We start from the raw sequence: 12,992 nt of genomic DNA, 5'->3' as shown, positions 1-12,992 counted from the left end.
CTCGGGCGCCGCAGGCGCCCGTCCGCAAGCTGTCATCCGCAGCTGAAATGCTGCCATAAAATAAACCGTTGGTGAACAAAATCGGCACGTTCGCCGATTGAGGCTTTGCTATACTGTAGGCTTCCGAAACGCGGGACCGCGAGCGCAAGGGGAGCCACGTCGCAGCGCGCGCACGCGTTTTCTGCATGCGAAGAAGAAGGGCATCATATGTACCTTATCAAGAGCGTGGAGGCACTCAACGCGGAAGTGACTCGCATGGTCATCTCCGCTCCCGAGATCGCCAAGAAGATCAAGCCGGGGCAGTTCATCATGTTGCGCATCGACGAGGAGGGCGAGCGCATCCCTTTGACCATGAACGCGGCCGACCCGATCTCGGGCACGGTGACCATCGTGTTCCAGGCGGTGGGCGCGACCACCATGCGCCTGGCCACCCTGCAGGCGGGCGACACCCTGCTCGACTTCGTGGGCCCGCTCGGCAACCCCACCGAGCTCGAGGGCGCGCGCCGCGCGTGCGTCATCGGCGGCGGCCTGGGCACGGCCATCGCGTACCCGCAGGCCAAGTGGCTGCACGACCACGGCTGCGAGGTCGACGTGATCACGGGCTTTCGCACGAAGGACCTCGTCATCCTCGAGGACGAGGTCAAGGCGTGCTCGAGCTGCTCGATCATCATGACCGACGACGGCTCGAACGGCAACAAGGGCGTGGTCACCGAGCCTTTGCGCCGCTGGATCGAGGAGGGCGCCGACTACGACCTGGTGCTGGCCGTGGGGCCGGTCGTCATGATGAAGTTCGTGGCGCTCACCACGAAGGAGTTCGGCATCCGCACGCTCGTGTCGATGAATCCGATCATGATCGACGGCACGGGCATGTGCGGCGGCTGCCGCGTGAAGGTGGGCGACGAGTACCTGCACGCCTGCGTGGACGGGCCCGACTTCGACGGGCACCTGGTGGACTACGACGACGCCATGCGCCGCAGCGTGATGTACCGCGCCTACGAGGGGTCGGCGCACAAGAGGATGTCGAAGCGGCTGGCCAGCGAGGCGCGCGACTGCGATGCGATGGCGGCGCGGCGGGCTGCGGAGCGCGCGGCGGGAGAGGCCGCAGGCGGGCCGCGGAGGGCGGCGCGCATCACGCTCGATCCCGCGATGGAGGCCAAGCTGGCCGTGATGGACCCCCCGAAGGCCGCCAAGGTGCGCGCGGCTTTGGAGGCGAAGGCGGCGCGCGAGGAGGCGGCGCGCGCGGCGAGCCACGCCGAGGCCACGGGCGCGGGCCAAGCGGTGTACGGAGAGGGGGAGTAGGCCATGGCGAAGGTGCTCAACTACAACCGCCAGGGGTACAAGACCCCCATGCCGGTGCTCGACCCGCTCGAGCGTGCGCACACGTTCTCCGAGGTGACGCTGGGCTACAACGCCGAGCGCGCGGTGAGCGAGGCGCGCCGCTGCATCCAGTGCAGCTCGAGGCCCTGCGTGGCGGGCTGCCCGGTGGGCGTGCCCATCCGCGAGTTCGTGGCGCTCATCGCCCAGCGCGACTTCCCGGGCGCGTACGCGGCGGTGAAGGACGCCAACGCGCTGCCCGCCATCTGCGGGCGCGTGTGCCCGCAGGAGTCGCAGTGCGAGGGCGTGTGCATGCGCGGCCGGAAGGGCGGCGAGCCGGTGGGCATCGGCCGTTTGGAGCGCTTCATCGCCGACTGGGCCGACGACCACGCGCAGGAGGCGGCGCTCGCGCTGGCCGCGCGGCGCGCGGCACACACGGGCGAGCTCAGCGAGACCACGCCGCTCGGCGGCAAGGCGGTGCCGGTGATCGCGCCGGGAACCGACCTGTCCGGCAAGCGCGTGGCCGTGGTGGGCTCGGGCCCCGCGTCGCTCACGTGCGCGGGCGAGCTGGCCAAGCACCACGCCGCCGTCACGGTGTTCGAGGCCCTGCACGAGGTGGGCGGCGTGCTCACCTACGGCATCCCCGAGTTCCGCCTGCCGAAGAGCCTGGTGGCGCGCGAGGTGGCGGCCATCGAGGCGCTCGGCGTGAAGTTCGAGGTCAACACCGTGGTGGGTAAGCTCTTCGACGTGCGCGAGCTTCTGGACGAGCGCGGCTTCGACGCCGTGTTCGTGGCCACGGGCGCGGGCCTTCCCAGCTACATGGGCATCGAGGGCGAGGGCCTCAACGGCGTGTGCGTGGCGAACGAGCTGCTCACGCGCGTGAACCTCATGAGGGCGTACGAGTTCCCCGCCTACGCCACGCCGGTGCACGCGGGGCAGCGGTGCGTGGTGGTCGGCGGCGGCAACGTGGCCATGGACGCCGCGCGCACGGCCAAGCGCCTCGGCGCCGACGTCACGGTGGTGTACCGCCGCGGGCGCTCCGAGATGCCCGCGCGCGCCGAGGAGATCCGCCACGCCGAGGAGGAGGGCATCGAGCTTTGCACGCTCACCAACCCGGTGAAGCTCCACGGCGACGAGCAGGGCTGGCTCACCGGCGTCGAGGTGGTCGACATGGAGCTCGGCGAGCCCGACGAGAGCGGGCGGCGCCGCCCGCGGGCGGTTGAGGGCTCGAACCACGTGATCCCGTGCGACATGTACGTGATCGCCATCGGCAACAAGACCAACCCGCTCATCGCGCAGACCACGCCGGGGCTCGACATCACGAGCCGCAACCTCATCGTGGTCGACGAGGAGACGGGCGCCACGTCGGTGCCGGGCGTGTTCGCGGGCGGCGACGCCGTGAGCGGCGCGGCCACGGTGATCCTGGCCATGGGCGCGGGAAAGCGCGCGGCGGCGGGCATCGCGGCGTACCTCGCGCCCGAGGGGCCGGCTGCCGCAGCGGGCGCTGAGGGCGCGGAACGTGTTGCGAGCGCTGATGAGCTGGCGGGTGCGGAAGGCGCGGCGGGTGCAGGCGAGCTGGCGGGTGCGGAAGCGGCGGGCGCGAAGGACGCGGACGGCTCTGGCGAGCTGGTGGGCGCGGCGGGTTGCACGAAGCGCGCCGAAGGGGCCGCGGGCGCCCCTGCGCCCGAGAGCCCCGAGCACGCCGCGGCGCCCGACGCCGTGAGCGGCGCGGCAGAGGAGGAGGCCGCGCTCATGCGGGCCCTCCTGCAGGTGGGCGTCGAGGCCGACCTGGCTGCGCGCGCCGCGGCGGCCGTCATGCGCGAGCGGCGGGCGATGTAGCGTGCGGGAGGAGGCAGCGAACGTGCCGCAGGAGTTCGATCCGGTAGCCTACATCAACACGCCGCGCTGGCAGGCGTCGCGTCTCGGCCTCGAGCGCATCACCGCGCTGCTCGAGCGCATGGGCCGCCCGCAGGACGATCTGCGGTTCGTGCACGTGGCGGGCACCAACGGCAAGGGCTCGGTGTGCTCTTACGTGGCGTCGGTGCTCACGTGCGCGGGATACCGCGTCGGGCTGTTCACCAGTCCCTACATCGAGGCGTTCGAGGAGCGCATCCGCGTGGACGGCGCGAACATCACGCGCGACGACCTCGCGCGCGCCACGCTCGTCGTGCGCGAGCACGCGAGCGCCCTGGAGGCGGCCACGGGCGAGCATCCCACCGAGTTCGAGCTCATGTGCGCCGTGGCGCTCGAGCACTTCCGCGCGGCGCGCTGCGACGTGGTGGTGCTCGAGGTGGGCCTCGGCGGGCGCCTCGACTCCACGAACGTGATCGACGCGCCCGAGGTGAGCGTGATCTGCCGCGTCGGGCTCGACCACACGGCGCTTCTGGGGGGCACGCTCGCCGAGGTCGCGGGCGAGAAGGCGGGCATCATCAAGCCCGGCGTGCCGGTGGTGAGCTGGCCGCAGGAGCCCGAGGCGGCTGAGGTGGTGGAGCGCGTCGTGCGCGAGCGGGGCTGCGAGCTCTTCACGCCCGACTTCGACCAGCTCGAGGTGCTTCCGCTCGCGTTGCCCGCGAAGGCTGCGGAAGCCGCGGAAGGCGCGCGCGATTCGGAAGCTGCGCGAGGCAGGGAGGTCGCTGGCAACGCGGAAACCCTGGAAGGCGCGCGGGGCGGGGAGGCCGCCGAGAATGCGAAGGACGCGGAGGCCGCCGACAGCGCGAAGGGCGCGGAAGCTGCCTTCGCGAATGTTTCACGTGAAACATTCGTACGTCATTTCCAGTACAAGGGCGTGAGCTATGTGACGCAGCTGCTCGGCAGCTACCAGCCTGCGAACGCGGCGCTCGCCATCGAGGTGGCGGACGTGTTGCGGCGGCGCGGGTGGCACATCACGCCTGCGGCGCTTGCCGAGGGCATCGCGCGCACCACGTGGCCGGGCCGCTTCGAGGTGGTGGCGCGCGATCCGCTCACGATCGTCGACGGCGGGCACAACCCGCAGGGCGCCGAGGCTCTCGCCGCCTCGCTTGCCGACTTGCTCGGCGGCGCCGACGCGGCGCGGGGCCGCGTGACGTTCGCCATGGGCGTGCTCGCCGACAAGGACTACCCGACCATGATCGAGGCCGTGGCGCCCTTCGCCTGCGCGTTCGTCGCCTACGCGCCCGACAACCCCCGCGCGCTTCCAGCCCGCGACCTCGCGGCCGCCATCGAGGCTGCCTGCGCGCCCTGCGAGTGCGAATCGGGTGAGCTCGATGCTCCCTCGCCGAGCGCGACGGGCATGCCCGGCGCCTGCGCACATTGCGAGCGCGAAACGGATGCGCTCTCCGTGCGCCCGCACGTGGAGGCGGCGGAAAGCCCCGCCGCAGCCCTCGCCCGCGCCCGCGCGCTCGCCGGCGCGGACGGCGTCGTCGTGGCCTTCGGCACCCTCTACGCCGTGGGGGCCATCAAAGCCGCGCTGTAACTTCGCCGCACCGCGCCCGCCGCGTCATCGCTGTCCCAAACAAGAAGAGGGCCCCGCGCGGGGCCCTCTTCGGCACGGCTCATGCAGCCTGGTCTACAGGTTGTCGATGTACTCCACCAGGTCGGTCATCGTCTCGAGGCCCTCGGGCTCGCCGAAGTCGATCTCGAGCCTATCCTCCAGCTCGCAGATCAGCTCGACCATGTCGAGCGAGTCGATGCCGAGCGAGTCGAACGTGGACGACTCGGTGACGCTCTCAGGGGCGATGTCGAGGTTCTCCTCAAGGATGGAGCGAATGGTGTCGATGGTAGCCACGAGCTAGTCCTCTTTCTGCTTCAGCAGGCCGTAGCCGCCGTCGTCGCGGCGGTACAGCACGCATACCCGATTGGTGTCACGGTCAGTATAGACGAAGAAGTCGTGTCCGATGAGGTCGATCTCGATGAGGGCCTCCTCCTCGGTCATGGGGGCGAACTCCAGCTCCTTCACGCGCACGACCTCGTCGTCGGTGAGCTCCTCCATCAGGCGGTCGAGGTCAAGCGCGCCCTCGGCGGGGGCGGGGGCGAGGTCGACGGCCTTCTCGGCGGAGCGGACCTTCTTGTCGATCACGCGCGTCTTGTACTTGCGCAGCTGGCGGGACACCTTCGCGGCTGCCACGTCGATGGCCGCGTACATGTCCTCCTCGTTCTCCTCGACGCGCACGATGTGGCCCTTCACGCGCACGGTCACCTCGCAGATGGCGGGCACGGGGTTCGCGGGGTTCTTCTCCTTATACAGCACGACCTCGGTGTTGATGGGGTCGGCCTCGATGACCTTGATGGCAGCGCCGATCTTCTCTTCAGCGTACTGGCGCAGTGCGTCGGTGATGGGCATTTTGCGTCCGGATACGGTAATGCTCATGAAGTATCACCTCTCAACTCGTGGCGAACAAAAAACAGCCAGGCGGGTGAGCTGCTCCTGCGCGTACGCGCGGACCCTGTCTTCTAAAACGCGCATGCACCTGCGCTTATCAGACGGTTTCCTCAACGGCGGCTCCTCGTCTCAAGGCTGCAAGACAAGCATAGCGCAAAACGTTTTGCACACGGCGCACAAATTGAAGTCATATGGTCAACAGGTGGGGCATGGCGTGCGAAATGCGGGCGTTATCTGCGAAAATGCCGCACGTCGAGCGAACGCGCCCGCGATACGCGCGGAAGCGTGGTCTGTTTCGCGGCTTTTTTGCGGGCGTGCGCTGCGGATGAGTGTCCGGCGATGAGTTATCTGGTAATCTGGTAAGGTTCTTGAAAAGAAAAGAAGAAGAGAGCTTTACGTGAGGGCCTCGGCCGGACGGGACATGAGAGGTGCTGCCATGGGCGTGGAGAAGAAGACCCCCCTTGTGAGTGAGGCGGAAAGCGCGCGTGGAAGGGCCTCCGCGGCGCGTGCGGTCGTATCCTCCGCGCCTGCGATGCCCGACGTGCTCGGCATGATACCCGACGCGTCCGACGCAGCGCCTGACGCAGCGCCCGACGCGGTACCCGACGCATCCGAAGGCGCTGCGGCCGTCCCGGCCTCCGATGATTCCGGCGCCCCCGTCTACCCGAGCGCCAGCAACCCCGACCCGCACGGCATCTACATCGACGAGGTGCAGGGCCACCAGCGCCGCTACCGCCGCCTCATCCACTTCACGCACTCCTCGACCAAGGCGGCGGGCGTCATGTTGCTGGCCGCCATCGTGGCGCTCGTGGTGGCGAACACCGGCATGCACGAGTCGTTCCTCGAGTTCTGGCACACGCACGTCATCATCGGCTTCGGTGACTTCGTCGGCGAGATGTCGCTCGCGCACATCATAAACGACGTGCTCATGGCCGTGTTCTTCCTGCTGGTGGGCCTCGAGATCAAATACGAGATGACGGTGGGCGAGCTCACCAACATCCGCCAGGCGGCGCTGCCCATCATCGCGGCGGTCGGCGGCGTGGTCGTGCCCATCGTGGTGTACTCGGCGTTCAACGCGGGCAACCCCGCCACCGCGCAGGGCTGGGGCGTGCCCACGGCGACCGACATCGCGTTCGCGCTGGGCATCATGGCGCTTCTGGGCAATCGCGTGCCGAACGGCCTGCGCGTGTTCCTCTCCACGCTCGCCGTGGCCGACGACATCATCGCCATCCTCGTGATCGCGGTGTTCTACGGGACGACCCCGTCCCTCGCGTGGCTCGGCTGCGCGGCGGCGGTGCTCGTGGTGCTGTTGGTGATGAACCGCGCGCACATCTTCTCGCTGTACCCCTACCTCATCATCGGCGCCGTGCTGTGGTTCTGCGTGTTCATGTCGGGCGTGCACTCCACCATCGCGGGCGTGCTTTTGGCGTTCACCATCCCCTCGGGTTCGCGCGTGAACCTGAACAGCTTTTTGAGCTGGTCGGACGACCGCGTGCGCGAAGCGCGGCAGGTGTATGACGCCGAGGTGCCCGTGATCGCGCAGGGCGAGTACATCGAGACGGTGCAGAACCTCTCGCGCGTGACGCGCCAGGTGGTGCCGCCGGCCACGCGCCTCGAGCACAAGCTGTACTCGTGGGTGTACTTCGGCGTGCTGCCGCTGTTCGCGCTCACGAACGCCGACGTGGCGCTGGCGGGCGCCGACTTCGGCGCGCTGCTCTCGAGCCCGGTGCTCCTCGGCGTGTTCTTCGGCCTGGCGGTGGGCAAGCCCGTGGGCATCATGCTGTTCAGCCTCCTCACGGTGAAGCTGAAGGTGGCGAGCCTTCCCGAGAACGTGAACTGGGTGCACATGCTCGGCGCGGCCGTCCTCGGCGGCGTGGGCTTCACGATGGCGATCTTCGTGGCGAACCTGGCGTACGACGACGAGGCGCTCATCTCCGCGGCGAAGCTGGGCATTCTGGCGGCGTCGCTCGTGGCGGGCGTGGCGGGCTTCATGTTCCTGCTCGTGCAGGCGCGGGCGGACAAGCACCGCGGCGTGGCCTACCTCACCACGAGCAGCGAGGACGTGCATCGTCAGACCGCCGGGGCCGAGGCCGCGCGCGCCTCCGTGCAGCTCATGGCGAGCCTCGATGACGACGAGCTCTACGACAAGGTCGACGCCGCCCGCCGCGCGAAGCCCGGGGTGGCCGAGGTCGTGGTGGAGCGCCGGAAGGGCTAGGGGCACGGCGTCTGCGGGCTTGCACCCTGCTTTCGGGTGCGGCACCTGCTGGCTTGCGCCCTGCTTTCGGACGCGGCGTCTGCCGGTCTGCACCCTGCTTTCGGATGCGGCACCTGCCTGCTTGCAGCGGCTGCCTGCTGCCAGGAACCTTCGTACGCCTGCTTTCGGACTTCTTCGCAGAAATCCCCCTTGCTTATACCCCTCGGGGGTATATAATGCCGTCGAATGACAAGATACCCCCCGAGGGTATGCTGAAAGGAGAACGGCATGTACGAGCAAGAGGACGAGGCGTGCGCGCCGCGCGCTGACGCGGCGGCGCCGGGCGCGCACACGTGCGCCTGCAAGCACAAACACACGCCGCGCAGCGAGGAGCTGCAGCGTGACGTGCAGAAGCGGCTGAACCGCGCGATCGGGCAGCTCGGCGGTGTGAAGGCGATGATCGACGACAACCGCTACTGCGGCGACGTGCTCATGCAGCTCGCGGCGGCGCAGAGCGCGATCCGCCGCGTGTCCGAGATGCTGCTGCGCGAGCACCTGGAGACCTGCGTGGTCGAGGAGGTCCGCGCGGGCAACGATGAGGTAGTCGAAGAGGTCATGGACCTCATTCGGCGCTTCTCCTAAGGAGGCCGGCATGGAAGAAGCCATTGCGCCTGCCGAGGCCACCATCCGCCTCTCCATCGAGGGCATGCACTGCGCGAACTGCGCGCGGTCGGTCGAGAGCCACTACCTCAAGACCCCGGGCGTGATCAGGTGCTCCGTCAACCTGGCGAACAACACCGGGCAGGTCACGTTCGATCCGAGCGCGGCGAGCGTCGACGACATGCTGCGCGTGTTCGACAACCTGTCGTTCACCGCCGAGATCATCCCCGACGACGCTCCGCTCGTCGACGAGAAGCGCCGCGCCAGGGAAGCCGCCCGCGCCAAGCACGACCTGCGCGTGTTCGCGGTAAGCGCCGCTCTCACGGTGCTCGTCGTGTGCGTCGGCATGCTGCCGGGCGCGCACATGGCTGTGGGAGCGGCCCTCGCGGGGCTTTTCACAGGCGGCGCCGAGCCCACGCACGTGCAGTCCATGTTCGCGGCGAACGTCCTGCTCATGCTGCTTACCATCCCCGTGCAGTTCGGCTGCGGCGCGCGCTTCTACCAGGGCGCGTGGGGGTCGCTCAAGGGAGGCAGCGCCAACATGGACGTGCTCGTGGCGCTCGGCACGTCGATCGCGTTCCTCTTCTCGCTGTGGATCACGTTCCTCCCGGTAATCACGGGCCAGTGGACGGGGCATGAGGCCCTCCGCGTCAACGGCGGCATGCCGTACTTCGAGACGTGTGCCATGCTCATCACGTTCGTGCTTCTGGGCAAGATCCTCGAGGCGCGTGCGAAGGGCGCCACGAACCAGGCCATCGAGTCTCTCATGAGCCTCACGCCGCCCGTGGCGCGCGTGGTGCGCGGCGGCGCGGAGGTCGAGGTGCCGCTCGCGCAGGTGATGGCGGGCGACACCGTGCTCGTGCGCCCCGGCGAGAAGGTGCCGGTCGACGGCGTGGTGTGCGACGGCGCGTCCGAGGTCGACGAGTCGATGCTCACCGGCGAGGCGCTGCCGGTCGTCAAGCGTGCGGGCGATGCCGTGACGGGCGGCACGACGAACGCCACGGGCGCGCTCGAGGTGCGCGCGCTGCGCGTGGGCGCCGACTCCACGCTCGCGCGCATCGTGCGCGCGGTGGAGGACGCGCAGGGCTCGAAGGCGCCGGTGCAGCGCATGGCCGACAAGATCGCGTCGGTGTTCGTGCCGGCGATCCTGGTCATCGCGGCGCTCACGTTCGGCGTGTGGTTCTTCCTCGTGCCGCCCGAAAGCCCGGATGCTCTGCTCCAGCAGGCGCTCCTGCCCGCCATCGCCGTCATCTGCGTGGCGTGCCCGTGCGCGCTGGGGCTCGCCACGCCCACGGCGCTCATGGTGGGCATGGGCAAGGGCGCGCAGCTCGGCGTGCTCATCAAGGACGGCGAGGTGCTCGAGCGCATGTGCAAGCTCGACGCGGCGGTGTTCGACAAGACGGGCACCGTCACGCAGGGCGCCCCGCAGGTGGTCGCGTGCGACGTGGCTCCCGAGGCGTTGCGGCTGGCTGCCGCGCTCGAGGCGCGCAGCGAGCACCCGCTGGCGCGCGCGGTGGTCGAGTACGCGCAGGCCAGCGGTGCTGTCGGCGCCGGCGAGGGAGATGGCGCCGGCGCGGAAGGCGGTGTCGGCGGGGCTGGGGAGCCTGGCGGGGCTGGCGAGCCTGGCGGGCTCGCCGGGCTTCCCGCGGTGGAGGCGTTCGAGGCTGTGGTTGGCGAGGGCGTGCGCGGCGTGGTCGAGGGCCACGAGGTGTTCGTGGGCTCGCGCGTCGTGGTGGACGGCGCCGACAGGGGCGGTTTCGAGTTCCGTGACGAGCCCAAGCCCGACGCGGCCGAGGCGCTCGCCGAGCTGCAGGGCACCTACGGCATCGCGGCCTACCTGGTCACGGGCGACGCCCAGGGCCCGGCCGAGGACGTGGCGGCCCAGGTGGGCATTCCCGCTGACCACGTGTTCTTCGGCGTGAAGCCGCTCGGGAAGGCCGAGCGCGTGCAGGCGGTGCGCGCCGGCGCAGGCGCGGGCATGGGCATGGGCTCCGGCGCGGGAGCGGGCGCGGACGCCGGCTCCGGCCCCGGCGGGGACGCAGGCGCGGGTGCGGGCGCCAGCTCCGGCTCCGACGCCAGCGCGGGTCGCGCGGCGGGCGCGCGCGGGCGCGACGCGCAGGGCGCCCCGGCCGTCGTCACCGCGTTCGTGGGCGACGGCATCAACGACGCCCCGGCGCTCGCGGCGGCCGACATCGGCGTGGCCATGGCGAGCGGCACCGACGTGGCGCTCGACGCGGGCCAGGTGGTGCTCATGCGCAACAACCTGGGCGACCTCGTGACGGCGCTGCGCCTCTCGGCGGCCACCATGCGCAAGATCAAGCAGAACCTGTTCTGGGCGCTCGTCTACAACTGCGTCATGATCCCGCTCGCGGCGGTGGGCATCCTGGCCCCAGCGCTCGCCGGCGCTGCCATGGCGTTCTCGAGCGTGTCAGTGGTGTCCAACTCGCTGCTCCTCAAGCGCTTCAAGTAGGGTCCGCCCGCGGGGAGGGGCACGCCGGCGCGCTGCCCGCGCCCCTCCCCGGCAGCATGCGACACACTCTTCTCTCCAAACCGTCGAGAAACACGCGATCTGATACCGGTTTTCGCGCCTGAGGCATGTTGTCGCATAAAACGACAGAACCCCATCAGGGGTTTTGTCCCGTGGCAGCCTAAAGGCCGCGCTCGGGACGCCCTTCGCGGTATCAGATCGCGTGTTTCTCGCATGTTGGTATGCGCTGGCGTGTCCCGCGCGTGTCCCGCGCGCTCCTCCCCGGCTGCCCGCGCGCCCTCTCTCTGGTCGCGCCCACATACCGCATTCCGGCTGCCCGCGCGGGGCGAAACGAGCCAGTGCTATACTTTCGCCACATGGGCGCGTGCCCGCCGGGACCGCGCCGCCGCTTTGATTCGCCGACGAAAGGTCTGACATGAACACCGCCGCTGTTGTGCTCGCCGCTGGCGCGGGCACGCGTATGAAGTCGAAGAAGCCCAAGGTCGCGCATGAGATCCTGGGGAAGCCGCTCGTGCGATGGGTGGTCGACGCCGCGAAGGACGCGGGCGCCGAGCGCATCGTGAGCGTGGTGGGCCACGCGCGTGAGCAGGTGATCCCGCTCGTGGAGGCCGACACCGAGGTGGTGGTGCAGGCCGAGCAGCGCGGCACGGCCGACGCGGTGGCGGCGTGCAAGGACGCGCTTGCGGGCTTCGAGGGCTCGCTCGTGGTGCTCTCGGGCGACTGCCCGCTCATCACGCCCGACACCATCTCCGCGCTCGTGCGCCTGCGCGACGAGAACGACGCGGCCGTGGTGGTGCTCACCATGCAGCTCGACGACCCCTTCGGCTACGGCCGCATCATCCGCGACGAGGCCGGCGAGGTGGCGCGCATCGTGGAGCAGAAGGACGCCACGCCCGAGGAGGCCGCCGTCACCGAGTGCAACTCGGGCTTCTACTGCTTCGACGCCCGCGCGCTCTTCGATGCGCTCACGCAGGTGAGCAGCGACAACGCGCAAGGCGAGTTCTACCTCACTGACGTTTTGGGCATCTGCCGCGCAGAGGGTCGCCGCGTGCTGGCGCTGCCGGCAGCCGACGCCGCCGAGTGCCTGGGCGTGAACTCGCGCATGCAGCTGGCCGAGGCCGCGGGCATCATGCAGCGGCGCGTCAACGCGCGGCACCTGGCGAACGGCGTGACCATGTGGGACCCCGCGCAGGTGTGGATCGGCCCCGACGTGGAGATCGAGCGCGACGTGGAGCTTCTGCCCCAGGTCATCCTCATGGGGAAGACCTCCGTCGGCGAGGACAGCGTGATAGGCCCGAACACGCGCCTGACGGACACGCGCATCGGGCGCGGCTGCGTGGTCGACGAGACGGTGGCCACAGAGGCGCAGGTCGACGACGGCGCCACCTGCGGCCCGCGCGCCTACCTGCGCCCGAAGGCGCATTTGTGCGAGGGCGCGAAGGCCGGCACGCACGTGGAGATCAAGAAGTCCACGGTGGGCAAGGGCTCGAAGGTGCCGCACCTGAGCTACGTGGGCGACGCCACCATCGGCGAGGGCGTGAACCTCGGCGCGGGCACCATCACCTGCAACTACGACGGCGCGAACAAGTGGCCCACGCACATCGGCGACGGCGCGTTCGTGGGGTCCTCCACCATGCTCGTGGCGCCCGTCTCGCTCGGCGCGGGCTGCATCATCGGCGCCGGCTCGGTTATCACGAAGGACGTCCCGGCGGGCGCCCTCGGCCTCGGCCGCGCGCGCCAGACGGAGATCGCCGGCTGGGCTGACGAGAACCGTAAGGTCAAGGAGTAGCAGACGCCATCCGCGGCGGCCGCGTCAGGGCGGCCGCTGCTGCGCCGGCGGGCCCGCTAAGTCGCAGGGCCGCTGCTGCGCCGGCGGGCCCGCCAAGCTGTCGCCAAGTCGCAGGGCCGCCGCGGGGCCCGCTGGCAGGCCGCAGGCTGCGGCTGCAAGTATTCGGCGTTTTCAGGCGCCGAATCGCCGC

Annotated in this window: 8 protein-coding genes and 1 pseudogene; 7 read left to right on the top strand and 2 right to left on the bottom strand. The window is 70.1% G+C overall.

Annotation, left to right across the window (positions count from 1 at the left end; translation table 11 throughout):
- Positions 1-207 precede the first annotated feature (207 nt).
- The 3 genes and pseudogenes from G7Y50_RS03340 to G7Y50_RS03330 all read left to right on the top strand — a co-directional run.
- Positions 208-1,047, top strand: a pseudogene (locus G7Y50_RS03340) (sulfide/dihydroorotate dehydrogenase-like FAD/NAD-binding protein); the annotation flags it as partial.
- Positions 1,048-1,302: 255 nt separating this feature from the next.
- The gene (gene gltA / locus G7Y50_RS03335; RefSeq protein WP_165056364.1) at positions 1,303-3,153 is read left to right on the top strand and encodes an NADPH-dependent glutamate synthase; all 1,851 of its coding nucleotides are present in this window, start codon (positions 1,303-1,305) and stop codon (positions 3,151-3,153) included.
- A 22-nt stretch (positions 3,154-3,175) separates the two neighbouring features.
- Positions 3,176-4,765: a folylpolyglutamate synthase/dihydrofolate synthase family protein gene (locus G7Y50_RS03330; RefSeq protein ID WP_241156590.1), complete on the top strand. Its 1,590-nt coding sequence runs from the start codon at positions 3,176-3,178 to the stop codon at positions 4,763-4,765.
- Positions 4,766-4,858: 93 nt separating this feature from the next.
- Here the strand turns inward: G7Y50_RS03330 and G7Y50_RS03325 are convergent, their stop codons facing one another.
- Both G7Y50_RS03325 and hpf read right to left on the bottom strand, forming a co-directional pair.
- On the bottom strand, positions 4,859-5,077 hold the full coding sequence (locus G7Y50_RS03325) for an acyl carrier protein (protein WP_165056366.1): 219 nt from the start codon (positions 5,075-5,077) through the stop codon (positions 4,859-4,861).
- Between the two features lie 3 nt (positions 5,078-5,080).
- Positions 5,081-5,659: a ribosome hibernation-promoting factor, HPF/YfiA family gene (hpf, locus tag G7Y50_RS03320; RefSeq protein ID WP_165056369.1), complete on the bottom strand. Its 579-nt coding sequence runs from the start codon at positions 5,657-5,659 to the stop codon at positions 5,081-5,083.
- A gap of 475 nt (positions 5,660-6,134) precedes the next feature.
- Between hpf and nhaA the strand changes: the two genes are divergently transcribed.
- From nhaA to glmU, 4 genes are all read left to right on the top strand, one after another.
- Complete coding sequence (nhaA, locus tag G7Y50_RS03315) at positions 6,135-7,886, top strand: Na+/H+ antiporter NhaA (RefSeq protein ID WP_241159491.1); 1,752 nt, start codon at positions 6,135-6,137, stop codon at positions 7,884-7,886.
- A 267-nt stretch (positions 7,887-8,153) separates the two neighbouring features.
- Complete coding sequence (locus tag G7Y50_RS03310) at positions 8,154-8,507, top strand: metal-sensing transcriptional repressor (RefSeq protein WP_165056374.1); 354 nt, start codon at positions 8,154-8,156, stop codon at positions 8,505-8,507.
- Positions 8,508-8,517: 10 nt separating this feature from the next.
- Positions 8,518-10,995, top strand: coding sequence for a cation-translocating P-type ATPase (locus G7Y50_RS03305; RefSeq protein ID WP_206214750.1), 2,478 nt, complete (start codon positions 8,518-8,520; stop codon positions 10,993-10,995).
- A gap of 433 nt (positions 10,996-11,428) precedes the next feature.
- Positions 11,429-12,802, top strand: a complete 1,374-nt coding sequence (gene glmU / locus G7Y50_RS03300; RefSeq protein WP_165054248.1) for a bifunctional UDP-N-acetylglucosamine diphosphorylase/glucosamine-1-phosphate N-acetyltransferase GlmU — start codon at positions 11,429-11,431, stop codon at positions 12,800-12,802.
- Positions 12,803-12,992: the final 190 nt, after the last annotated feature.

Origin of the sequence: Adlercreutzia sp. ZJ176 (assembly GCF_011038975.1) — a bacterium.
Taxonomy (GTDB): domain Bacteria; phylum Actinomycetota; class Coriobacteriia; order Coriobacteriales; family Eggerthellaceae; genus CAAEEV01.
The sequence above is the reverse complement of the archived record's forward strand: the minus strand, read 5'-3'. Positions and strand labels throughout refer to the sequence as shown.

Coding starts and splice junctions, on each gene's coding strand:
- gltA (WP_165056364.1), top strand. CDS start 1,303: ATGGCGAAGGTGCTCAACTACAACCGCCAGGGGTACAAGACCCCCATG.
- hpf (WP_165056369.1), bottom strand. CDS start 5,659: ATGAGCATTACCGTATCCGGACGCAAAATGCCCATCACCGACGCACTG.
- G7Y50_RS03310 (WP_165056374.1), top strand. CDS start 8,154: ATGTACGAGCAAGAGGACGAGGCGTGCGCGCCGCGCGCTGACGCGGCG.
- G7Y50_RS03305 (WP_206214750.1), top strand. CDS start 8,518: ATGGAAGAAGCCATTGCGCCTGCCGAGGCCACCATCCGCCTCTCCATC.
- glmU (WP_165054248.1), top strand. CDS start 11,429: ATGAACACCGCCGCTGTTGTGCTCGCCGCTGGCGCGGGCACGCGTATG.